The 23,735-nt window shown below is 72.4% G+C and carries 19 protein-coding genes; 6 read left to right on the forward strand and 13 right to left on the reverse strand.

Annotated elements, in window-relative coordinates:
• Positions 1-19: 19 nt before the first annotated feature.
• Positions 20-1,993 (reverse strand): glycoside hydrolase family 6 protein, encoded by a 1,974-nt coding sequence (locus tag BIU89_RS18745; RefSeq protein ID WP_071244227.1) that lies wholly within the window; start codon positions 1,991-1,993, stop codon positions 20-22.
• A 205-nt stretch (positions 1,994-2,198) separates the two neighbouring features.
• A complete protein-coding gene (locus BIU89_RS00795; RefSeq protein ID WP_071244230.1) occupies positions 2,199-3,335 on the reverse strand; it encodes a 5-(carboxyamino)imidazole ribonucleotide synthase in 1,137 nt (378 codons plus the stop codon).
• 113 nt (positions 3,336-3,448) lie between these two features.
• Between BIU89_RS00795 and BIU89_RS00800 the strand changes: the two genes are divergently transcribed.
• On the forward strand, positions 3,449-3,967 hold the full coding sequence (locus BIU89_RS00800; RefSeq protein ID WP_071244232.1) for a GtrA family protein: 519 nt from the start codon (positions 3,449-3,451) through the stop codon (positions 3,965-3,967).
• Between the two features lie 10 nt (positions 3,968-3,977).
• Entirely contained in the window at positions 3,978-5,516 is a 1,539-nt protein-coding gene (locus tag BIU89_RS00805; RefSeq protein ID WP_071244236.1) for a DUF2142 domain-containing protein, read from the forward strand.
• Here BIU89_RS00805 and BIU89_RS00810 read toward each other — a convergent pair.
• From BIU89_RS00810 to BIU89_RS00825, 4 genes are all read right to left on the reverse strand, one after another.
• Positions 5,494-7,371, reverse strand: a complete 1,878-nt coding sequence (locus BIU89_RS00810) for a hypothetical protein (RefSeq protein WP_071244239.1) — start codon at positions 7,369-7,371, stop codon at positions 5,494-5,496. The genes BIU89_RS00805 and BIU89_RS00810 overlap by 23 nt on opposite strands.
• Before the next feature lie 56 nt (positions 7,372-7,427).
• Entirely contained in the window at positions 7,428-8,735 is a 1,308-nt protein-coding gene (locus tag BIU89_RS00815; RefSeq protein WP_071244242.1) for a UDP-glucose dehydrogenase family protein, read from the reverse strand.
• An 82-nt stretch (positions 8,736-8,817) separates the two neighbouring features.
• Positions 8,818-9,366 (reverse strand): PH domain-containing protein, encoded by a 549-nt coding sequence (locus BIU89_RS00820; RefSeq protein WP_071244247.1) that lies wholly within the window; start codon positions 9,364-9,366, stop codon positions 8,818-8,820.
• 4 nt (positions 9,367-9,370) lie between these two features.
• On the reverse strand, positions 9,371-10,171 hold the full coding sequence (locus BIU89_RS00825) for a biotin--[acetyl-CoA-carboxylase] ligase (RefSeq protein WP_083404090.1): 801 nt from the start codon (positions 10,169-10,171) through the stop codon (positions 9,371-9,373).
• Positions 10,172-10,245: 74 nt separating this feature from the next.
• On the opposite strand from BIU89_RS00825, the gene BIU89_RS00830 reads away from it, so the two are divergent.
• On the forward strand, positions 10,246-11,841 hold the full coding sequence (locus tag BIU89_RS00830; RefSeq protein ID WP_027466469.1) for an acyl-CoA carboxylase subunit beta: 1,596 nt from the start codon (positions 10,246-10,248) through the stop codon (positions 11,839-11,841).
• Complete coding sequence (locus BIU89_RS00835) at positions 11,841-12,095, forward strand: acyl-CoA carboxylase subunit epsilon (protein ID WP_051596908.1); 255 nt, start codon at positions 11,841-11,843, stop codon at positions 12,093-12,095. The genes BIU89_RS00830 and BIU89_RS00835 overlap by 1 nt, the downstream gene beginning before the upstream one ends.
• A 718-nt stretch (positions 12,096-12,813) precedes the next feature.
• On the opposite strand, the gene BIU89_RS00840 is transcribed toward BIU89_RS00835, so the two are convergent.
• From BIU89_RS00840 to BIU89_RS00855, 4 genes are all read right to left on the reverse strand, one after another.
• Positions 12,814-13,863 (reverse strand): hypothetical protein, encoded by a 1,050-nt coding sequence (locus BIU89_RS00840; protein WP_027466467.1) that lies wholly within the window; start codon positions 13,861-13,863, stop codon positions 12,814-12,816.
• Positions 13,860-15,113: a sensor histidine kinase gene (locus tag BIU89_RS00845; protein ID WP_071244250.1), complete on the reverse strand. Its 1,254-nt coding sequence runs from the start codon at positions 15,111-15,113 to the stop codon at positions 13,860-13,862. The genes BIU89_RS00840 and BIU89_RS00845 overlap by 4 nt, the downstream gene beginning before the upstream one ends.
• Positions 15,114-15,118: 5 nt before the next feature.
• The gene (locus BIU89_RS00850) at positions 15,119-15,838 is read right to left on the reverse strand and encodes a response regulator transcription factor (protein ID WP_017888757.1); all 720 of its coding nucleotides are present in this window, start codon (positions 15,836-15,838) and stop codon (positions 15,119-15,121) included.
• 176 nt (positions 15,839-16,014) lie between these two features.
• Positions 16,015-17,274 (reverse strand): class I SAM-dependent RNA methyltransferase, encoded by a 1,260-nt coding sequence (locus tag BIU89_RS00855; protein ID WP_027466465.1) that lies wholly within the window; start codon positions 17,272-17,274, stop codon positions 16,015-16,017.
• A gap of 14 nt (positions 17,275-17,288) precedes the next feature.
• Between BIU89_RS00855 and BIU89_RS00860 the strand changes: the two genes are divergently transcribed.
• Positions 17,289-18,083 carry a Maf family protein gene (locus BIU89_RS00860; RefSeq protein ID WP_071244253.1) on the forward strand — a complete coding sequence of 265 codons (795 nt, stop codon included), beginning with the start codon at positions 17,289-17,291 and terminating at the stop codon, positions 18,081-18,083.
• Between the two features lie 79 nt (positions 18,084-18,162).
• The gene (locus BIU89_RS00865) at positions 18,163-19,950 is read left to right on the forward strand and encodes an acetyl/propionyl/methylcrotonyl-CoA carboxylase subunit alpha (protein WP_071244255.1); all 1,788 of its coding nucleotides are present in this window, start codon (positions 18,163-18,165) and stop codon (positions 19,948-19,950) included.
• A 119-nt stretch (positions 19,951-20,069) separates the two neighbouring features.
• Here BIU89_RS00865 and BIU89_RS00870 read toward each other — a convergent pair whose 3' ends face one another.
• The 3 genes from BIU89_RS00870 to BIU89_RS00880 all read right to left on the reverse strand — a co-directional run bounded on the left by BIU89_RS00870 (position 20,070) and on the right by BIU89_RS00880 (position 23,731).
• Complete coding sequence (locus BIU89_RS00870) at positions 20,070-21,023, reverse strand: hypothetical protein (protein ID WP_071244257.1); 954 nt, start codon at positions 21,021-21,023, stop codon at positions 20,070-20,072.
• 204 nt (positions 21,024-21,227) lie between these two features.
• Positions 21,228-22,892, reverse strand: a complete 1,665-nt coding sequence (locus BIU89_RS00875) for a phospho-sugar mutase (protein ID WP_071244258.1) — start codon at positions 22,890-22,892, stop codon at positions 21,228-21,230.
• Positions 22,889-23,731, reverse strand: a complete 843-nt coding sequence (locus BIU89_RS00880) for a purine-nucleoside phosphorylase (RefSeq protein ID WP_071244261.1) — start codon at positions 23,729-23,731, stop codon at positions 22,889-22,891. The genes BIU89_RS00875 and BIU89_RS00880 overlap by 4 nt, the downstream gene beginning before the upstream one ends.
• Positions 23,732-23,735: the final 4 nt, after the last annotated feature.

Below are 23,735 nucleotides of genomic sequence, written 5' to 3' on the forward strand. Positions count from 1 at the left end.
GTCGCGGTCGCGGTCGCGGTCAGCGCACCTGCACCGTCGCGCAGCCCAGCGACGTGTCGCCGCCCTTCCCGATCCCGACCGCGGTGAGGCACACCGATCGCTTCCCGGACGCGACCGGCACCGACCCGGTGAACCCGTGGTGCTCGCCGCCGCCGTGGACACGGTCGACGTCGCTGCGCTGCCGGTCGGCGACGAGACTGCCGACGACCCGGCCGCCGACGCTCACCCGGACCGTGACCGGACGCTGCACGGCGTCCCGGTCGAACGCCCACCCCCGGACGCTGACGCGGCCAGCCGATCCCGACGACGCTGATTCGCTCCGACCGACCGGGGCCGCGACGGGCACCGTGACGCTCCGGCACGGGCTCGCCGTCCGGTCCGCGCCGCCGTCGATGTTCCGGGCGATCGCGCACACGGTGTGCTTCCCCGCCCCCGAGGCCACGATCTCGGCGAACCCGTGCGCGGGACCGGCGCCCCAGGTCCGGTCGACGTCGGCCCGGGCCCGACCGGCGGACCGGGACGCGACGACCCGTCCGTCGACTGTGAACGCGACCGTGCTGGCCGTGTCCGGAGCGTCCCCGTCGAACGCCCAGCCCGTCACGGCGACGCCACCGACCGCGACGGTCACCGAATCGAGGCCGACGTACGGGTCGTGCCGGAGGGCACGCACCTGCACGCACCCGAGCTCGGAGTCGGACCCCGCGCCGATGTTCACCGCGGTGACGCAGACCCGGCGGAGGCCCTCGGCGGCCGGCACCGCGGTGTCGAACCCGTGGGGCTCCCCGACGCCGTACGCCGCGTCGACGTCCGGGCGGGTGCGGTCCGCGCTCAGCACGCCGGCGGCGACACCGTCCACCGTCGCCCGGACCCGGACCGGCTGCGTCGGGTCGTCCTCGTCGAAGGCCCAGCCGCGCACGCGGACTCCGCCGCCGGCACCGACGACGGCCTCGAGCGCACCGCGCGGTGCCAGGTCCGCGGTGGGCACCCCGAGCCGGGCGTTCGCGACCAGCGCCTGCGCGTAGGAAGAGAACCACTTGCCTGCAGCCGGGGCACCGTTGCAGGTGCCGTCGCTCGCGCCGGGGGTCTTCACCCACAGCAGGGCGTCGAGCGCCGTGCCGTCGGACACCACCCGGGGCGAGGTGCCCAGACCGGCACCCGGCCCGTTGCACCAGGTGCCGCGCCAGCCCTGCCCGTTGCGCGAGGTGTCGATCACGTAGTGCGAGCCCCCGGTCGCGGCGGACACCTTCTGCGCGTACGCCTGCTCCTGCGCGGTCGGGTAGTAGTTCGCGACGTTCGTGAAGAACCCGCGGGCCTGCTGCACGCCCGCACTGTTCAGCCGCGACGCCATCAGCGCCGGCTGCACCCAGTTCGAGTTGCCGGCGTCCAGGTAGGCGGGGACCCCGGCGGCGGTCAGCCCGGCGACGGTGCGGGACAGGATGCGGTAGCGCTGCTCGTCGAGCGCGGTGCTGCACTTGGCGTTGCTGAGCATCGCGAGCGAGTCCGGTTCGACGATGACGGCTGCACGGTGCCCGGCGAGAGCCGCGGTGACCTGGTCGACCCAGGCGTCGTAGGACCGCTCGTCGAAGCCCCCGGCGGAGTACCCGCCGCAGTCGCGGTCCGGGATCGCGTAGAGCACGAACACGGGGGTGGTACCGGACTGCTCGGCCCCCGTGAGGGCGGTGCTGATCGTCTTGGTCAGCTGCGTCCCCTGGCTCCAGTCGCCGAGCCAGGTGGCGACGGGGTGGCCGGCGATGGTCCCCGCCGCAGCGGCTCCGGCCGGGTCGGTGGCGGCGAGGGCGGCCTGCGCCTTCGCGGCCTCGCTCGTCGGCGACCGGTACGGCCCGGCGCCGTAGAGCGACGCGGACGTGGCCGAGCGGATGGTCGAGGCCGAGGTCGCTGCGGACGCGGACGCGGTCGGCAGCAGGCCGGCGACGGCTGCGACGAGGGCGACGGCGGCGCCGCAGACGGCGGCACGGCGCGGACGGCGGCGCATGGGGACTCCTTGGACGGTGGGCACGGACCGTTCCAGGGGAACACGCGGTCCCGACCCCCGCCAGCCTCCCGACCGGGTGCCACCCGAGGGGGTGTCCGCAGAGCGGCCGACAAGTGCGTCCCGCACCCGGGACACTACGGGAGGCCCGTGGCGGCGTCGCCACGGGTTTCCAGTGACGTCATCCGGTCACGTCGGTGACGCGACCTCAGTCGTCGAAGTGCGCTGCGGCCGCGCGGGCGCGGTACACGACGTCGTCGACGTCGTCACCGAGCACCGTGACGTGCCCGATCTTCCGGCCGGGCCGGGGCGCCTTGCCGTAGAAGTGGTACTTCGCCTCGGGGAAGGCCTCGAGCGCTGCGGGGTACCGGGTGGCGAGGTCGCCGTCCGCGGGTCCACCGAGCACGTTCACCATGACGGACGCCGGGGCGAACGAGCCGGTGGCTCCGAGCGGCAGGTCGAGGACCGCTCGCAGGTGCTGCTCGAACTGGCTCGTGGTGGCACCGTCGATGGTCCAGTGCCCGGTGTTGTGCGGACGCATCGCGAGTTCGTTGATCAGGATGCGTTCGTCGTCGGTCTGGAACAGCTCGACGGCCAGCACGCCGGTCACCCCGAGTTCTTCGGCGATGCGGACGGCGATCGACTCGGTCAGGTCGGCGATCCGGCCGGCGCTGTCCGGAGCGGGTGCGATGACCTCGGCGCAGACCCCGTCGCGCTGCACGGTCTCGACGAGCGGCCAGGCGACGACCTGCCCGGAGGGTCGGCGTGCCACGGACTGCGCGAGCTCGCGGGTGAAGGGGACGAGCTCCTCGACCAGGAGGGCCTGGTCGCCGCCGGCCTCGGCCACGGCGATGAACCAGTCGTCGACGTCGGAAGCGTCCGAGACCACCCGGACGCCCTTGCCGTCGTAGCCGCCCCGCGGCGTCTTGACGACGGCTCGGCCACCGTGCTCGGCGAGGAAGGCACGGAGTTCGTCGGGACCGTGCACGGCGGCCCAGTCGGGCACCGGCAAGCCGAGTTCGCTCAGCCGGCGGCGCATGGTGATCTTGTCCTGGGCGACGGCCAGCGCGTCCGGACCGGGGTGGACCGCCACGCCCGCGTCGACCAGGCTGCGCAGGACGTCCTGCGGCACGTGCTCGTGGTCGAAGGTCACGACGTCGACCTGCCGGGCGAACTCGAGCACCGTGGCGGCGTCGTGGTAGTCGCCCTCGGCGGTGGCGGCGATGCCTGCGGACATGCCTGGCCCCTCGGCGAGCACCCGGATGTCGATCCCCAGTTCGACCGCGGCCGGCACCATCATCCGTGCCAGCTGTCCCCCACCGATGACCCCGACGCGCAACGCCATGCTGTGTGATCCTTCCGGCGTTCCCACCGCATGGTGTGAACGCGTTGTCTACAATCGCTGTTCGGGTCGCGCTCTGCACGACCGGTCACAACTCTACGGATCCTGGAGGGCTCGTGCGGCGCCTCATCGCCCAGCTGGCACGCTTCGGCGTCGTCGGTGCCGTCGGCTTCGTCGTGGACACCACGGTGTTCAACGTGCTGCGGTCGACCCTGCTGAACCCGGAGGACGTGCACTCGGGACCGTTCTGGGCGAAGGTGGTCTCCACGACGGTCGCCATCTTCGTCAACTGGATGGGCAACCGGTACTGGACGTTCCGCGAGCAGCGACGGGCGGTGGCCACCCGCGAGGGGGTCGAGTTCGTCGTCGTGTCCCTCGGCGGCATGGTCATCTCGCTCGGCTGCCTCGCCGTCTCCCACTACGTCCTCGGCTTCACGTCGGCGCTGGCCGACAACGTCTCCGGCAACGTCATCGGGCTGCTGCTCGGCACCGTGTTCCGCTTCTGGCTCTACAAGGTGTGGGTCTACCACCCGGAACGCGTCGGACGGACCGGACCGGACGAGCGCGCCGGAGCCGACACCGTCGAGGACGCGACCGTCGCCGCGACGACCCGGTCGGAGGCGTCCGGCCAGTAGTCTCGGAGCGATGCAGCACGCACCGCACCCCCTCGTCACCCGGGCGGAGGCCCTGCGGACCGCGGTGCTGACCGCCGCGTTCGGCCTCTGGCTCGTCCTCTGGGCGCTCGTCGTCCCGGCGTTCCAGGCACCGGACGAGCCGGCCCACTTCGACGCCGCCCTGCACGTCGCGACCGGCTCCGGGTGGCCCGACCCGGGCACCCTGCACGTGTCGAACGCCGTCGGGGCCGCGCAGCAGGAGCAGGCCTCCGGGGATGCGTCGTCCTGGTCGACCGTCAGCGCGCTGCTGCAGGAACACCCCGGGGACTCCGGGACGGTGAACCAGATGACCCAGCACCCCCCGACGGCGTACCTGGCGGACGCCGCCGTGCTCCGGGTCCTGCACCACGGCTCGCTGCGCTGGGACCACGCGCTCGTCGCCCTCCGGCTCGTCGACGCCGCGCTCGTGACCCCACTCGCGCTGCTGACGTGGGCAGCGGTCCGCCGCCTGACGCGCTCGCCGCGCGCGGCACTGTTCGGCGCCCTCGCCCTGTTCGCCGTGCCGCAGCTGGCGTCCGTCGGCGCGTCGGTGACGAACGACGCCCCGGTGCTCCTGCTCGGAGGCACGGTGGTGTGGCTCGCGACCCGGCTGCTGACGGGCGACCTCCGCCGCCGGACCCTGCTCGCCCTCGCCGTGGCGCTCGGACTCCTCGTCGCGACGAAGGGCACGGGGCTGCCGGCGATCCCCTTCGTGGCGCTCGTGGTGCTCGTCGCCGGAGCAGGCACGCTGACCGGTGGTGCACGATCCCTCCGGACGGCCGCCGCACTCGTCGTGGCGGGGGCGATCGGTTCGTGGTGGTGGGTGCGCAACCTCCTCGTGTTCCACACCCTGCAACCCGACGGCTACGCCGCGATCCGGCCGGACCGTCCGTTCCCGGCGGGTGAGCACCCGTCACCCGGGCACTTCCTCGACGTCAGCTGGGGAACGCTCGCGCGGACGTTCTGGGGGTCCCCCGGGCAGCGGGCGCAGGTGAGCATCGGTGACACCCTGACCGCCGTCCTGACCGCCGTCGCGCTCGTCGTGCTCGTCGGCTGGGCGTTCCGGCGCGGACCCACCCTGGTGCCGGCGGTGTGCCTCGCGGTGTTCCCCGGACTCCTGCTGCTCCTGCAGACCGCGAGCAGCGCCCGGGCGTACCTGGACACGACCGAGGTGGCCGGCACCCAGGGCCGCTACCTGTTCCCCGCACTCGTGTGCCTCGTCGCGCTCAGCGCCCTCGCGTGGCGGCGGCTCACGGGGCCGGGCGCCGGCCGGATCGTGCTGACCCGGTCGCTCGCCGTCGCGCTGCCGGCGGTGGGGCTCTGGGGGCTCTCCGTCGTCAGCGCCTGGTTCTGGAACGCCGCCGACGGCCCCCTGTCGGCGACGAGCGTCGCGCGGTACGGGGCCACCGGTCCGGTGCCGTTCGCCGTGGTGCTCCTGGTCGCCGTCCTCGTCGCTGCCGGGATCACGGTCGGCGTGGGCGGGGTGTGGCGGCCGTGGCCCGTATCGGTCAGCGCTCGGCGACCTGGATGACGTCCACCGAGCAGGACTGCTGCGGGGCGCCCTTGGCGTCCGAGCAGACCTGGTAGACCGGGAACGTGCCGACCACCGGTCCGATGGCGGAGTAGTCGCGGACCTGCGGGTCGCGCGGGTTCGTGTAGTTCAGGAAGTACTGCACGTCCGCTTCGCGGAGCAGGCCGACGAAGGCCGGGTCCTGGTAGTCGTACGCCTGCCCGTCCTCGCCGTACATCTGGGCACCGAGCCGGAACGCCACGAGCACCGTGTTGCGGGTGTTCGTGCCGAGGATCCTGCTGCCGGCGGGGATGACGTCGGACGCCAGGAGCGCGTCGACCAGCGGCTCGTCGGGGTGGATGACCTCACCGAGGACCTGTCCGGCCGGGATGCCCGACGGGCGGACCTCGTACGTCGAGAACGGGGCGCGGACACCGTTCACGTTCTGACTGTACGAAGCGACCACGACCAGCACACAGCCGAGGACGGCGACGACCTTGCGGATGCGTCGACCGCGCCGCACCGTACGCCAGAAGGTGGGCAGCAGGGCTCCGGCGACGAGCACCGAACCCGTGAAGAGCGGCAGGTAGTACCGCGCGTTGCCACCCAACGACTCCACCGTCGCGATGCCCGCGTACCCGAGCAGGTACACGCCGGAGAACAGCCCGACGATGCTCGTGAAGACGAACCGCCGGTAGTGCACCACCCCGGCGACGGCCGCACCGACGAACACCACCCCGATGGCCAGGGCGAAGGGCGCGAACGAGCCGATGCGGGTGAAGTAGAAGGGCAGCGCTTCGAGGCGCTGCTCGACGTAGTACCGGACCTTGCCGACGAGCGTCGTCGTGCTGCTCTCGTCGGGCTCGGCCGCGACCGGTGTGCCGGCAGGCAGCCGGACCGGCAGCTCGCGCTCGGCGGTGTACACGCCGGCCTCGTACAGCGACGGGGTGCGGTCCTCGTTCGGCGACACCGCCAGCCCGTTCGGCGGCGCGGGGATCCGGACCTCCTGGTAGTCCTTGCCGGACGAGTCGGAGAACTTCTTCGAGACGTTGACCGTCAGTGACGATCCGAGCTCGATGCCACCGAACTTGGCCGACAGCGCCCCCACCCAGGGCGCGGAGAACAGCACCGCCGTCAGGAGCGCGACCACCGGCAGCAGCAGCGACCGCGGTTCTCGTGCGTCCCGCCGGTCCTGGAACCACCGGACGAGCGCCCACGACGGCACCACCACGAGGAACACGGGGACCAGGAACGCCTTCGTGCAGTACCCGATGGCGCACACCAGTCCGACGACCGCCGCGGCCACGACGATGCGCCGGACCGAGCCGTGCCAGGCGCGGTCCGCCGCGAGCAACGACCACACGAAGAGCAGGCCCCACAGCAGCACGAGGGTGTCCGGCGTCTGCAGGGCGACGTTCGCCAGCATCAGCGGGGCGGTCGCCACGATCGACCACGCGGCGGTCCAGCCGTTGCCGGTCGTCCGCAGCAGCAGCCACGCGCCGACGCCCATCACGGCGGTGCTCGCCGCCAGGTTCACGATCGCGAACGCCGTGCTCGGTCCGAACCCCATCACCATGAACGGCGCCATCAGCCAGGAGACCATCGGGGACCAGTAGCCGTTGACCGCCTCGGCCCAGTGCCCGCCGGCGTACTGCTCGGCGATCGACATGTACGAGATGCCGTCGATGTTGGTCACCTCGAGCCGCGTGCGGTAGGCCACGACGCCGACCAGGACCGCGGCGACGAGCAGCAGCGCAGCGTTGGCCAGGATCGAGGAACGCGACGGGTGCCGCCCCTCGTGGAACGCGCCGAACCGACGACGGTGACGCTCCCGCGTCCGTGGCCCGGCCGCGTGCGCGACAGCACGTGGCGGCACGGTCGTCCCCGTGTCTGTGTCCGCGATGCCCGTGCTGCCGCCCCCCGGGATGATGCTCAGCGCCCCATGCCGCGGTACGTGAAGCCCGCCGCGGTCCAGGCGTCGCGATCGAGGCAGTTGCGGCCGTCGATGACGACGGGTGACGCCACGAGCGCGGCGGCGGCGGTCGCGTCGAGCTCGCGGAACTCGGTCCACTCGGTGAGCACGAGCACCAGCTCCGCTCCCCCCAGTGCCTCGGCCGCGCTCTCGACGTAGTCGAGCTCGGGGCGCACGCGGCGCGCGGTGACGACGGCCTCGGGGTCGTACGCCGAGACGACGGCGCCGAGTTCGTGCAGGCGGGCCGCGATGTCGAGGGCCGGCGAGTCGCGGACGTCGTCGGAGTTCGGCTTGAAGGCCAGGCCGAGCACCGCGACGCGCTTGCCGCTGACGACCCCGCCGAGCAGCTCCTGGGCCAGCTCCACGACGTGGGCGCGACGGCGCAGGTTCGTGGCGTCGACGTCGGCCAGGAACGCCAGGGACTCCCCGACGCCCAGCTCGTTCGCCCGCGCCTGGAACGCACGGATGTCCTTCGGCAGGCAGCCGCCACCGAAGCCGAGGCCGGCGTTCAGGAACTTCCGGCCGATGCGGGCGTCGTGGCCGATCGCGTCGGCGAGCGCCGTGACGTCGGCACCGGCGACCTCGGCGATCTCGGCCATCGAGTTGATGAACGAGATCTTCGTGGCGAGGAACGCGTTGGCGCTGATCTTCACGAGCTCGGCGGTGGGCAGGTTGACGACGAGTCGGGGCGTGCCGGTGGACAGCGCCTCGGCGTAGACCTCGTCGAGGGCGGCGACGGCCTGTTCGCCGGCCTCGCCGTCGGGCACGCCGTAGACGAAGCGGTCCGGCGCGATGGTGTCCTGCACGGCGAAGCCCTCACGCAGGAACTCGGGGTTCCAGACGAGGGTGGCACCGGGGACGGCTTCGCTGACCTCGGCGGCCAGGCGTGCGGCGGTGCCGACGGGCACGGTCGACTTGCCGACGACGAACTCGCCCGCGGACAGGTGCGGGGTGAGCGCGGCGACGGCAGCGTCCACGTAGGTCAGGTCTGCGGCACCGGTCGGACCCTGCGGGGTGCCGACGGCGAGGAAGTGCACGCGGGCGCCGGCGACCTCGGCCATGTCGGTGGTGAAGCGGATCCGACCGGACTCGAGGGCCTCGGTCAGGATCTCGGGCAGGCCCGGCTCGAAGAAGGGGGCCTCGCCCGCAGCGAGCCGCTCGATCTTGGTGGGGTCGACGTCCACGGCGACGACCTCGTGTCCGAGTTTGGCCATGGAGGCGGCGTGCACGGCACCGAGGTAGCCGCAGCCGATCACTGAGATACGCACGTCGAAGACGGTACCGGTTTCTCGCCGAACTCTCATCACGGCGCCGCAGCGACGCCCGCGGCGACGCCCGCACCGGCCGGGGTCAGGCCCGCACGTCACCCCACGGCGGACGGTCCGGACCGCCGACGATCTCGTCCCAGTCCGGCTCACGGTGCCGGCGCCTGGCCTCGTACGCCTCCACCAGGTCGTGCAGGACGGCGACGACGAGGTCGGCGTGCGGCACGTCGGCGAGGACCACCGCCGGGTCGTCCCCGGGGAACACGAGCACGTCGCCGGAGCGGAACAGCCCCTGCAGCCCGCGGCGCCGCACGGTGACGTCGTAGCCGCGGGAGTGCAGGAGCTCCCGCCGCGTCCGCGTGCCGAGTCCGTTGACCACGACCAGGCGACGGGTGGTGACGACGTACCGCTCCGACATCCAGCGGAACAGCGGGACGGCGCCGCCGAACACGACGAGCACCACGACGACGAGCGCGACGACGGCGTTCAGCCACGCCAGCTGCGCCTGGAACACGCCGAAGCCGAACCCCCCGGCCGCGGTGACGAGCACGACGAACACCGCCGGGCGCACCAGCCGACGAGCGTGCGGTCGCAGGCGCGCGACGACACGTTCGGGCGGGGGCTCGGCGGTCATGCCGTCATGCATACCGCAGGTGGGTGACGTCTCCCACCGCGACGCCCCTGGTGCGCCCCGCCTGGTCCCGGATCGTGATGCGACCGGCGTCGTCGATGCCGGTCGCATCGGCCTCCTCGACGGTGCCGTCCGGCAGCTCGAGGCGGATGCGGCGACCGATGGTGCCGCACGCCGCGCGGACGTGGGACCGGACCGTCTCGGCGGCGGGACCCCCCGTGACCAGGCCGGCCACCGCCTCCAGGACGGACCGCAGGAAGGCGGACAGGACTGCGTCGGCCAGGGCGGGTGCGTCGTCGACCGCGCCGGCGAGCAGGAGCGAGGTGGACGTCGGGGTGGGCAGCCGATCAGCCGGGATCGTCAGGTTCACGCCTGCCCCGACCACGACGCTGCCGTCGGCGGCGACCTGGCAGAGGATCCCACACACCTTGTCCCCGGCGACCTGCACGTCGTTCGGCCACTTCACCACGACGTCCGCGCCGGCGGGCAGGACCGACGCGATCGCGTCGCGCATCGCCGCGCCGGCGACCAGCGGCAGCCAGCCGCGGTCGTGGTCGTCCAGGTCCGCCCGGACGAGCACGCTGGCGGCGAGCGTCTCACCGGCCGGAGCGGTCCAGGTGCGGTCGAGCCGACCCCGGCCCGCGGTCTGGTGCAGGGTCGCGAGGACACTGCCGTGCTGCTGCTCCGGGGCGGCGGCGAGCAGGTCCGCGTTGGTGGACCCGGTCTCGGCGGGAGTGGTGATCGTCGCGCCCGCCGACCGGACCGCCTCGCTGGTGACGGGGAACGACGGCGACGGGGATGTGGACATGCACGCAAATGTACGGGCAGGAACCGTGGGGGTCCTCCAACCGGCAGCGTCCCACCCGCCGGTAGGGTGAGCGGGTGACTTCAGGAGACACCCCCGATCTGTCGACGACGGCCGGCCGGCTGGCCGACCTCCGCGACCGGTACCACGAGGCCGTGACCGCCGCGGGCGAATCCGCCATCGCCAAGCAGCACGCGAAGGGCAAGGGCACCGCGCGCGAACGCATCGAGCAGCTGCTCGATCCGAACTCCTTCGTGGAGTTCGACGAGTTCGTGCGCCACCGCACCACGTCGTTCGGCATGGACGCCAAGCGCCCCTACGGTGACGCGGTCGTCACCGGTGTCGGCACGATCCACGGCCGCAACGTCGCGGTCTACGCCCAGGACTTCACGGTCTTCGGCGGGTCCCTCGGCGAGGTCGCCGGCGAGAAGATCATCAAGGTCATGCAGCACGCGCTGAAGACGGGCGTGCCGATCATCGGCATCCTCGACTCCGGCGGCGCCCGCATCCAGGAAGGCGTCGTCGCGCTCGGCAAGTACGGCGAGATCTTCCGCCTGAACACCCAGGCCTCCGGCGTCATCCCGCAGCTCTCCATCGTGATGGGCCCGGCGGCCGGCGGTGCGGTGTACTCCCCCGCCCTCACCGACTTCGTCATCATGGTCGACAAGACCAGCCACATGTTCGTCACCGGTCCGGACGTCATCAAGACCGTCACGGGCGAGGACGTCGGCTTCGAGGAGCTCGGTGGCGCCCAGACGCACAACGCGGTCTCCGGCGTGGCCCACTACCTGGCCGAGGACGAGACCGACGCGCTCGACTACGCGCGCTCGCTCATCGGGTTCCTGCCGGACAACAACCTGTCCGACCCGCCGGCCTACGACGTCGCCCCGGAGCTCGAGACCACCGACGCCGACCACGAGCTCGACCTCGTGATCCCGGACTCGACGAACCAGCCGTACGACGTCACCACGATCATCGAGCACATCGTCGACGACGGTGAGTTCCTCGAGGTCCAGCCGCTCTTCGCGCCGAACATCCTGATCGGCTTCGGCCGGGTCGAGGGCCGCACGGTCGGCATCATCGCGAACCAGCCGCAGGCGATGGCCGGCACGCTGAACATCGACGCCGGCGAGAAGGCCGCCCGCTTCGTGCGGTTCTGCGACGCGTTCGGCATCCCGATCCTGACCCTGGTGGACGTGCCCGGCTACCTGCCCGGCACCGACCAGGAGTGGACCGGCGTCATCCGCCGCGGCGCGAAGCTGCTGTACGCCTACGCCGAGGCCACCGTCCCGCTCGTCACCGTCATCACCCGGAAGGCCTACGGCGGCGCGTACATCGTGATGGGCTCGAAGCAGCTCGGTGCCGACATCAACCTGGCGTGGCCGACCGCCGAGATCGCCGTCATGGGTGGCCAGGGTGCCGTCAACATCCTGTACCGCGCCGAGATCAAGCGCGCCGAGGAGTCCGGCGAGGACGTCGCCGCGGTCCGCACGAAGCTCGCGAACGAGTACACGTACAACGTCGCGTCGCCCTACCTGGCGGCCGAGCGCGGTGAGCTCGACGGCATCATCCAGCCGCACGCCACCCGGGTGTCGGTGATCAAGGCCCTCCGGTCGCTGCGGGGCAAGCGCGCCACGCTGCCCCCGAAGAAGCACGGGAACATCCCGCTCTGATGGGCCGACACGCAGCAGCCGTGCCCTCGGACGAACCCGCCTCGGTGGCGGACGTCCGGGTGGTCTCCGGCGACCCCACGCCCGAGGAGCTCGCCGCCGTGGTGGCCGTCCTGCAGCGGCAGGCCGACGAAGCCGCAGCGGCCGGACGCGCCGCCGTGGTCGTCGAGCCCCGCACGGGGTGGGACGCCGCGGCCCGCGGACTGCGCCGCCCGCTCGACCACGGGCCGGGTGCCTGGGGCCGATCGCTCCGCTGATGTACCCCTGGTGCGCACGCGACCGGAACGGTTGCAGGGCGCACTTCCCGGTCGGTATCCCCTCACTCGGGGGACACGATCAGCGAATACGGACCGGAACTGCCGGAATTGTCCCCCATAATGACGACTGACATGCAGCTCGTGCGTGGGCATAGTAGTTGGTGTTCGGTGTCCTTCAACGAAAGACATCGCAGGACGGTGGCCGACTAGGGTACGAAGCCACCGCCCGCTGCGAGGCAGGGCGACATTCGGGTTGTCGCTCAGCCTCGGGTCGTGAACGGGCCGGTCGGTATCCGACCGGCCCGTTCCCCGTTTCCGGGGCGTGTGGCGGCTGCGGGCGGGTGCTGCAGCGGCTGTCGGGGCGGGGCCGATGCCGACGCGGAACGACACCGTCGACGTCGTACGACACCGACACGGTCGCTTCCGCGCGTTCGCAACAGTTGCGCACGCGTCAGAGCGACACCGTCGACGTCGTACGACAACGACATGGTCGCCCCCCCGTGCGCGCTCCGGCCCGACGCACCACGTGACGGCCGGGAGGCCCGTGCCGGGGCCGCCACGGGCCTCCCGGCTGTCCCCCATCGCGTCCAGCGCCGCCCGCACGCCCGGCGCACCATGATCGCCCGCAGCGCCGTCCGCACCACGTTCGCGACGAACCACCTGTCGACCAAGTGGTGCATCGTCGCGGAACGCGCGCGCGTGCCGCGCTCAGCGCGCGCTACGCCGGCTCGTGCCGCGGGATCTCCAGCCAGAGTGCGACGGAATCGTCCTCGTCACCGTCGTCGTCGTCCAGCCCCGCTCCGAGCGCCGCGGACTCGCTGGCCGCGCCGTCGAGGCGGAGTCCGACGACCGTCACCGCGGAGTCGGACCCCTCGCCAACCGTCCGCACGATGACGTTGTCGGCGTCGCGGGCCTGCCGGAGCGCCTCGGCGACGCGGGCGTGGATGCGGCGGATGTCCGGGGCGTCCAGGTCGTCGAGCCCGCCGTCGTCGTGCAGCTGCACGGTCGCGCCGCGGCGACGCAGGCGCATCACCTCGTCGCGGACGTCGTCGGACAACAGGGACCGGCCCCGGATCTCGTCGCGGATGGCCTGCTCGAGGTGCAGGCACTCGGCACGGTCGGCGTCGTCGAGGTCGCCGCAGGAGTCGATGATGCGCTGCAGCATCGGCAGGGCCATCCGGGTGGTCTGGCTCAGCCGGAACTGCCGCTCGAACACGTGGGCGTCCTGCGCGGCCTGCCAGTCCGCGGTCTCCTGCTCGGCGAGGACGAGCTCACGGGTGTTCCGGATGGCGCGGCTCATCGCGGCGGCGAAGACCGTGGCGATCGCGACCCAGGCGACGCTGCCGACCACGCCGAGCCCACCGAGCGAGCCGAGACCGGCCCAGGCGACGGTGTACACGGTCAGGAACAGCACGCCGGCCCATGCGAAGGGTCCGCGGCCGCGCACGACGAGCACCACCATGAGCGTGCCGATGGCTGCGATCCACCAGGTGGCGGACCCAGGACCGCGACCCTCGACGAGGACGGGGGCGGCGATCACCGGCATTACGATCGCGGTGGCGAGGGAGAAGCAGGCCGTCCAGACCGGCAGGACCCTGCCGGGGACGAACAGTGCGAGGCCGGTGGCCGCGGCGTACAGGACCATGCAGGCGATGATCGGGGCGACCTGGTCGACGCGCGGCAGCGTGGCCGCGGCGAGGACCAGGTGGTAGACGGAGAACAGCGACGCCAGGCCCAGGGCGATGCTCGCCGGCAGGGAGACCTTCATGCGGTCGTCCTCGCGGCCGGCGACCACGTCAGCACGATGCGGGTGCCCTCGCCCGGTGCAGTGTGCACCTCGGCGCGACCGTCGACGGTCGCGACCCGCTCCACGATGGAGCGACGGACACCGAGCCGTTCGGCGGGTATGGCCGCGACGTCGAACCCGCGGCCGTCGTCACCGACCTCGACGAGCACCCCCTGGCCCTGCTGCTCGATGCGGACCCAGCGCGAGACGTCAGCGTCGCCGGCGTGCTGCACGCTGTTCACCGCGGCCTGCAGCGCCGCCGAGGCCAGCGCGTCGGCGACCGACGCGGGCAGGCGGACCGACCCGGTCGGCGTCGGGACGAGGCGCACCGGGGCGGGCAACGCACCCACCCCCTCGCGGATGCGCGCCCGGAGTTCCCCGAGGGCGACCGGCGCGACGTCGCCGGGACCGTCGGTGGCCGCTGCCTCGAGGTGGTCGATCGCGTTCCGGGCCATCCGCGCGGCGAGGGTCTTGGCCTCGAGCGTGTCGGCGCGGGCGGCGGAGAGCAGCGTCGTGAGCACGCTGTCGTGCACGATGGCGTCCACCTGGACCCGCTCGACCTCGGTGGCGTGTTCCCGGATGGCGAGCGAGTACCGCCGCACGGCCGTGGACTGCGCCGTGTCGACCGACGTGGCCGCACGCCGCAGCACCACGGCGATGACGAGCACCGCACCGCTGAGCAGCGCCGTGTAGACGCCGTCGAGCAGGACGGCGAGGACCCCGACGTCGCCGCCGAGCGGGCTGAGCCGGATGACGACGTACACCGCCGGCACGAGCGCGGTGTAGACCGTCGCACGCCACGTGGCGAAGCCCATCGCCGCCGCCGTGCAGCCGACCGTGCAGAACCACCACGGCCACGGCTGCTGCGCCGACGGGATGGGCTCCTGCACGGTCGCCGTCCACGTCACGAGCACGACGAGGAACAGCAGCGCGCAGACGATCTGCGCCAGCTGCGCGACCCGCTGCACGAAGGCCGAGACCCCGATGAACACGAACGACGCCGCGAGGGCGAGCATCAGCGTCGGCCCCCAGAACGGGTCGAGGTACGGCAACTGCTGCAGGACCGCGGGCGCGTCGACGATGCCGAGGCCGATCGCCGCCATCGCGAGGAGGATCGCGAACGCGCGCTCGACCGACGCCTGCGTGATCGAGGCACGGACGCTGCGCGCCGGATCGGCGCCGAACGGCGCCGGTTCGACGACCGTCCGCGCCGACTCAGCCGCGGTCGCCATCCGTGTCAGCGACCGTCGCCGTCGGGGTCGATGCCCGAGTCGAGTCCGGGGAGGATCCCGTCCTCGACGGCTCGACGCAGCAGGTCGACCTTCGTCGGGGCCGGGCGACCGACCTCGACGTACTTCACACGGATCCGGTCGAGGTACTCACGGGCCGTCGAGTAGCCGATGCCGAGCTGCTGGGCGGCGAGCTTGAGCGGGAGACCCGAGGCGTAGAGGTGCAGGATCTCGCGCTCGCGGCGGCCGAGCTGCGCCTTCGCGAAGTCGCGGTCGGCGTCGATGGCGCTCGCCCACTCGAGGTTGTTGAGCACGTCACCGCGTGCGACGGTGGCGACCGCGGCCATCACGGTCTTGGTGGCCGAGGACTTCGGGATGACGCCTGCAGCCCCTGCTGCGAGCGCCTCACGCACGTTGGCGACACGGTCCGCGATGGAGTGCACGAGCACCGCCGATCCCGTCCCCTGCACGCCCTTGACGTTCTCGGTCACGGTCGAGCCGTCACCGAGGGACAGGTCGAGGACGACGACGTCGACCTCTCGCCCGTCGAGGTTCTGGACGTACTCGGGGACGCTGGCGGCGGTGAGCACCACCTCGAACCCCTCGTTCTGGCACGCCGCCTGGATCCCGAGTCGGACGGACTCGTGGTCGTCGACGATCGCGACCCGGACCGGCCTGGTGGCCGCCCCTGACGTCTCGGTGCTGGTGGTTGTCGTTCCTGCTGCCACAGTGGCCTCTCGTTCCGATGCGCGACGCCGGCCCCTGAAACCGGAGTGCCATCAACGACCCAGGATACCCAGCCCGGACTCAGGTGCGGGGCTTCTGGGCTGCGCCACGCTGGCCGGTCCGCCGTTTGGTGGACACCCCGACACGCAAGGACCCGGCCTCGCGCGACCACCGGACCTCAGCGTGCGGGGACCAGGCGCGCGACGGCTTCCAGGTGGTGGGTGTGCGGGAACAGGTCGAAGGCCCGCAGTGCTTCGAGCCGGTAACCGAGGTCGGCGAACGTCGCGACGTCGCGGGCCAGCGCCACCGGGTCGCACGCCACGTAGACGACCTGCTCCGGCTGGAGCGCGGCGATCTGCACGACCACGTCACGACCGGCACCGGCGCGGGGCGGGTCGAGCACGATCGTGCCGGCGCGGAAGCGGTCCTTCTCGGCGCGCGAGGCGTTCGCCACCGTGTTCGTCAGCCAGCGGTCCACGCGGCCGGTCTCGGCGCGGGCGCCGAGCCACTCGGACAGGTTCTCCTGCGCGTGCTCGGTGGCACGGGCGGCGCTCTCGACGCTCGTGATGCGCGCCTTCGGGCCGACCAGGTCGCCGAGGGCGGCGGCGAGCAGGCCGACACCGCCGTACAGGTCCAGGTGGGTGCCCTCGGGGTCGAGGCGGTCGCGGTCGACCAGGTCCTGCACGGCCTCGGTGAGCACGGTCGCCGCGGCGCGGTGCACCTGCCAGAACCCGTTGTCGTCGACCTGGAACGTGCGCTCCCCGACGACCTCGGTCACCACGGTGGGCTTCTGGTCGTCGATGACGAGCCGCGCACCCTCGGAGCCACTCGGCGCGAGGACGTCGATGACCGAGGAGCCCGGCAGCGCACCGCGGCCGAGCGGGGCGCTCTGCTGCACGACGGCGGTCGCGAGCGGCAGGCCGGTCACCGGGATGACGGAGTGGGAGCGGGCCGCGAACGGGCCGGCGGTGCCCTGCTCGTCGACGTGCAGCCGGACGCGGGTGCGCCAGCCGAGGCCGTTCGCCGCGTCGTCGCCGGGCGCGGCCTCGACGACGACGTCGTGGCCGAGCACCTCGGCGAGGTCCATCCGTGCGAACCGCGCGAACGAGTCGACGAGGACGTCGTGCTTGAGCGTGCGCTGGTGTGCGAGGGCGATGTGACCGAACTCGGCACCGCCCGGGCGCGTCTCGGGGTCACGCTCGAGCGCGGCCTCGGGCCAGACGTGGTCGACGCGGTGCTCGCTCGGCGTGATGACGCTGACCGTGTCGGCGCGCCAGAACGACTTCTTGCGGTCCTCGGTCACCCGGGCGACGACGCGCTCCCCGGGGATCGCGTCCGAGACGAAGACCACCCGTCCTTCGTGTCGTGCCACCGAGATGCCGCCGTGGGCGATCCCGGTGACGTCGAGTTCGAGCAGCGTGCCGACGGATTCACCCATGGTGAGATGGTCCCATGCGTCTGTACCTCGCGAGTACATCCCCCGCCCGCCGAGCACTCCTCGCCCAGTCCGGGATCGAACCCGTGCTCGTGTCCCCCGGCGTCGACGAGGACGCCGTCGACGCCGCCGCCGCGGCATCGCTCGGCCGTGCCCTGACCGGACCGGAGCTCGTCTCGCTGCTCGCCATCGCCAAGGCGTCCGCAGTCGCCGACTCCGCGGTCGCCGGGTCACCGGTCGACGGGGTCGTGTTCGGCGGGGACTCCGCGTTCGAGGTCGACGGACAGCTGTACGGCAAGCCGCACGACCCCGCGGTCGCCCGGGAGCGCTGGCGACAGATGCTCGCCGCCGGCGGCGGGACGCTGTGGAGCGGACACTGCGTGATCGATCGACGACGCGACGACCGGCACCGGGACCCGGAACCGGCCACGGGACGGCCTGGAGGCGCGGCACCGGCCCGCACCGTGCCTCCCGTCCGGTCCCTGGTCACGTCCACCGCCGGCGTCCCGCAGCTGGGTGCCGTCGCGCCCGGCGGGTCGGCGCTGGCCGCCGGTGGCGACCGCGTGGTCGCGGTCGACAGCGCGGTGCTGACCTTCGCCGACGACGTGTCCGTCGACGAGATCGACGCGTACGTCGGGACGGGCGAGCCGCTCGAGGTCGCGGGTGCCTTCACCATCGACGGCCGTGCCGCGGCGTACATCACGCGGATCGACGGCGCACCGTCCGCCGTGATCGGGATGTCGCTGCCGGTGCTGCGATCGATGCTCCTCCGGGGCTTCGGCATCGCCTGGCACGACCTGTGGGCACTGTAGACATCCGCACCTGTTCCGGGTGGTTCTTTGTAGGTGCCAGTCAAAACGCACTCCCGCCGCACGAATACGCTGATGTGTCATGCCCCGTATCAGCAAGGTCCTCATCGCGAACCGCGGCGAGATCGCCGTCCGCATCATCCGCGCGGTCCGCGACGCGGGCAAGGCATCGGTCGCCGTCTACGCCGACCAGGACCGCGATGCCCTGCACGCCCGCCTCGCCGACGAGGCCTACGCGCTGAACGGCACCACGAGCGCCGACACGTACCTCGTCATCGACAAGATCATCTCGGTCGCCCGCCGCTCCGGCGCGGACGCCGTGCACCCGGGCTACGGGTTCCTCGCCGAGAACGCCGACTTCGCCCGCGCCGTCATCGATGCCGGGCTCGTCTGGATCGGCCCGTCGCCGGAATCGATCGAGCGCCTCGGTGACAAGGTCTCCGCGCGCCACGTCGCCGAGAAGGTCGGCGCGCCGCTCGCCCCCGGCACCATCGAGCCCGTGCAGGACGTCTCCGAGGTCTTCGACTTCGTCGACCAGGTCGGTCTGCCCGTCGCGATCAAGGCGGCGTTCGGCGGTGGCGGTCGTGGTCTGAAGGTCGTCCGCGACCGTGCCTCGGTCGAGGAGCTCTTCGAGTCCGCCACGCGTGAGGCGATCGCCGCGTTCGGTCGGGGCGAGTGCTTCGTCGAGAAGTACCTGGACAAGCCGCGCCACGTCGAGACCCAGTGCCTGGCGGACGAGCACGGCAACGTCGTCGTGGTCTCCACCCGCGACTGCTCCCTGCAGCGACGCCACCAGAAGCTCGTCGAGGAAGCCCCGGCGCCCTACCTGACGCCCGAGCAGCAGACCGCGCTGTACGAGTCGTCGAAGGCGATCCTGCGCGAGGTCGGCTACGTCGGTGCCGGCACCTGCGAGTTCCTCATCGGCGCCGACGGCACCGTGTCGTTCCTCGAGGTGAACACCCGCCTGCAGGTCGAGCACTGCGTCTCCGAAGAGGTCACCGGCATCGACCTGGTGCGCGAGCAGTTCCGCATCGCCGAGGGCGGCGTGCTCGACTACTCGGACCCCACGCCGCGGGGACACTCGTTTGAGTTCCGCATCAACGGCGAGGACCCGGGTCGCAACTTCTTCCCCGCGCCCGGCCCCGTGCACGCCTTCAACGCACCGTCCGGCCCCGGCGTGCGTGTCGACTCGGGCGTCGTCTCCGGTGACGTCGTGTCCGGCTCGTTCGACTCGATGCTCGCGAAGCTGATCGTCACCGGCGCCACCCGTGCCGAGGCGCTGGAGCGTTCGCGCCGTGCACTCGCCGAGTTCGAGGTCACGGGCCTGCCGACCGTGCTCCCCTTCCACCGTGCCGTGGTGTCGGACCCGGCGTTCGCGACGGCCGACGACGAGCCCTTCAGCATTTACACGCAGTGGATCGAGACCGACTTCGTCAACGAGATCCCGGCGTGGAGCGGCTCCCCCGAGGAACTTCCGGCCCCGGCTGCGCGCGAGAGCGTCGTCGTCGAGGTGCAGGGCAAGCGCATCGAGGTCACCATGCCGTCGATCGTCGGTGGCGGTGCTGCCGGTGCCGGTCTCGCCGGTCGTCGTCCCGCCGGCCCCACCGCTCCCCCGAAGCGCCGCTCGTCGGCCGTCCGCGGGGGCCTGGCGAAGTCCGGGTCGTCCGTCGCGTCGCCGATGCAGGCCACCGTGGTGAAGCTCGCGGTCGCCGAGGGTGACACCGTGGTGAAGGGCGACCTGCTCGTCGTGCTCGAGGCCATGAAGATGGAGCAGCCCGTGCAGGCCCACAAGGACGGCGTCGTCACCGGCCTGAACGCCCCGGTCGGCCAGACGGTCTCGTCCGGTCACGTGCTGCTCGAGCTCGCGTAGCCCGGGCTGTCCTTCTCGCCGCGCCGCGCGGCAGCGTCGCACAACCAAAGTCACCTCGAACCCGATCATTGCGCGGTTCGGGGTGACTTTGGTTGTGCCGCGGGATGCCACAGGCACGGTCATCGGAGATGGTGGAAGGCACGGATGCTCGTCGGCAGCCCGACGGCGTGCAGGACGGCCCGCAACGCCTCGGCGTCGTTCGCCTCGGCCCAGCCGAACCGCCCGACGCCCCGGACCTCGGGATGACGCCGGAGCCGGTCTTCCCGCCGTTTCTCGTCCACCACGACGTCGGCCGCCGAGCGGCCCGCTGCCCGGAGCGCCGGATCGACGTACTTCGACCGCCCGTCGAACTCGAGGACCACACCCTGCTCGGGGAACCAGAAGTCGACCCGGCCGATGAACCCCGCACTGTCGTGGAAGACCTGCTGCAGGACGGGCCGAGGAGCTCCGACTTCGTCGAGCGCCACACGGGCGACGGATTCGCCCGGTGAACCACTGGCGGCGTCCGCGAGGTCGAGCGCCACCTGTGCCCGGTGCCGTCCGTGCACCGCGCTGCGTCGCTCGAGTTCGTCGCGGATCTCCTGTTCGGTGACGCCGCACTGCAGGGCGACGTCGATGGCCGGTACCGCGATCCGGAGCTCGTAGGAGATCGCCAGGTCAGCGACCGTGCTCACCATGTCCGTCAGTCGCCGCCCGTTCGTGACCATCGTCCGGGTCCGCAGTTCGCGTCCCTTGCCCGGGCGTTTCCGGACGTGGGTGAGCGACTGGGACGTCGTCCGGTGCGGATCGATCACCTCGACCACCTCGGGGAACTCACCGCGCCAGGGCAGACCGTGGAGCGCGGCCGCCGAGGCGTGCGAGACCACGAGCCGATCGGCGATCCGGTCGTGCACGGCCTTGACCCGTGCGATGTGCCGTTCCCCGGGCGTCGCGCGGCGCCAGTCATCGGCGTCGACGAAGCGGCCAGGAGTCAGTCGGACGAGGCGGCCCGTGTCGGATTGCTGGCGGTGGACCAGCCCGGTCCGGCCGCTGGTGTCCGCCGATCCTCCGCGCATGATCGTGAGTCGTGTCATGCGGGCATCGTCACGCAGGCGTGCTGCCCTCCGAGGGCTCCTCGACGAACATGTGCACGGAGCACGCGTCGGGACTGGCTGGGGAGAACTCGGCATCGCAGCACCGCGCACAACCAAAGTGACCTCGAACCGCGCGCGGGAGCGGTTCGAGGTCACTTTGGTTGTGCGACGGGCCGGAACACCGGTGTTTTGCGGACCGACGCCCTACGACACCAGGGGGCGCACCGCGGCGGCGAGGGCGTCGACCAGGCGCTGGGCCTCGGCGGGGGTGTCCGCGACCGTGTCGATGTACACCTTCACCTTGGGCTCGGTGCCGCTCGGGCGGACGATCACCCGGGCGTCGCCGGACAGGTCGTAGCGCAGGATGTCCGAGGGCGGGAAGCCCGCCACCCCGTCGGCGTAGTCCGTCACCGTGTGCACGTCGAGCTCACCGAGCGCCGTCGGCGGCGTGGCCCGGAGCGACGCCATGATCTCGCCGATGCGCGACAGGTCGTCGACGCGGGTCGCGACCTGCCCCGAGGCGAACGCGCCGAACTCGGCGGCGAAGGCCTCGAGGTGGTCGGCGATGGTCGAGCCCGACGCGGCGAGCTCGTCGGCGAGGGACAGCAGCTCCAGCGCAGCCGAGATGCCGTCCTTGTCCCGCACGACCGACGGGTCGACCAGGTAGCCCAGGGCCTCTTCGTACCCGAACAGCAGCTCGGGCACGCGCGACACCCACTTGAAGCCGGTCAGGGTGTCGCGGTACTCCAGCCCGTGGCGCGCGGCCACCCGGGCCAACGCCGGCGACGAGACGATCGACGCGGCGAGGGTGCCGGTCGCGCCGGACTCCGACGCCCGAGCGGCTGCCCGCCACCCGAGCAGCCAGCCGACCTCGTTGCCCGACAGTCGACGGTAGGAACCGGATCCGTCCGGGATCGCGAGTGCGAGCCGGTCGGCGTCGGGGTCGTTCGCGATCACCAGGTCGGCGCCGACGGCGAGACCGCGGGCGATCGCGAGGTCCATCGCGCCGGGCTCCTCGGGGTTCGGGAACGACACCGTCGGGAACGCACCGTCCGGCTCGATCTGCTCCGGCACGACCGCTGGCTCGGCGAACCCGGCCGCCGCGAACACCGCGCGGGCGGTCTCCCACCCGACGCCGTGCATGGCCGTGTAGACGACCTTCGGCTGCGCATCGCCCGCGAGTGCGGGAGCGGGCACGATGGCGGCCGTCGCGGCCACGTAGGCGTCGACCAGGGCCGACGTCGCCACGGTGTAGTCCGTACCGCGCGGCAGGTCCGTGACGGACCCTGCGGCGACGGCGTCGATGGCGTCCGCGATCTCGCCGTCGACGGGCGGGACGATCTGCGAGCCGTCGTCGTCCTGACCGAGGTAGACCTTGTACCCGTTGTCCCGGGGCGGGTTGTGGCTCGCGGTGACCATGACGCCGGCACCGACGTCGAGGTGCCGGACGGCGAACGCGAGCACCGGCGTCGGCAGGGCCGAGGGCAGCAGGGTGACCTCGAGCCCGAGGCCGCGCATGACCTCGGCCGAATCACGTGCGAAGACGTCCGAGTTCACCCGGCCGTCGTACCCGATCGCGACGCTGCGCGAGCGCCCGGTGTCGATGAGGAACCGTGCGAGCCCCGCAGCAGCCTGGGTCACGACGACCCGGTTCATGCGCAGCGGGCCCCAGCCGAGCTCCGCGCGGAGTCCGGCGGTGCCGAACTGCAGCCGGCCGTCGAACCGCTCGGCGAGCGCCCGGACAGCGGGACCATCACCGTCGGCCGCCGCGTCGATCGCCGCAGCCAGCTCGTCGCGGGTCTCCGGGTCGGGGTCCTGCGCCAGCCACGCCCGCGCGGTGCCGAGCACCTGGTCGAGGTCGAGCTTCACGATGCCGGCTGCCCGAGTGCGGCGACCACGCGTGCGAGCAGGTCGGCGATCACCGGCTCGGCCTGCTTGCCGGCCTCGAGCACCTCGGTGTGCGACAACGGGGTCTTCTGGATGCCCGCGGCGAGGTTCGTGATGAGCGAGAACCCGAGGACCTCCATGCCGGCCTGACGGGCGGCGATGGCCTCGAGCGCCGTGGACATGCCGACGATGTGCCCGCCGATGGTCTTCGCCATCTGGACCTCGGCCGGGGTCTCGTAGTGCGGGCCGCGGAACTGCGTGTAGACACCCTCGTCGAGCGACGGGTCGACCGTCCGGGCCAGCTCGCGCAGCCGCGCCGAGTACAGGTCGGTGAGGTCGATGAACGTCGCGCCCTCGAGCGGGCTGTCCGCGGTCAGGTTGATGTGGTCGCTGATGAGCACCGGGGTGCCCGGGGTCCAGTGCTCCTTGATGCCGCCGGCACCGTTGGTCAGCACCATGATCGAGGCACCGGTCGCCGCGGCCGTGCGGACGCTGTGCACGACCCGACGGACCCCGTGGCCCTCGTAGTAGTGAGTGCGGGCACCGATGACGAGCGCGTGGCGGCCGTCGGCGAGGCGGATCGACCGGATCGTGCCGGAGTGTCCAGGGACGGCCGAGGCGCTGAAGCCGGGGACCTGCTCGGCCGGGATCTCGGACACGGTCTCACCGATGATGTCGGCGGCCTTGCCCCAGCCCGAGCCGAGGGTCAGGGCGATGTCGTGCCGCTCGATGCCGGACTGTTCGGCGATGGCAGCTGCGGCTGCCCGCGCGACCTCGAACGGGTCGGCAGCGGGGTCGTTCAGCGGGTTCTCGGTGCTCATGCCC

The organism is Curtobacterium sp. MCBA15_005 (assembly GCF_001864855.1).
Classification (GTDB): Bacteria; Actinomycetota; Actinomycetes; order Actinomycetales; family Microbacteriaceae; genus Curtobacterium; species Curtobacterium flaccumfaciens.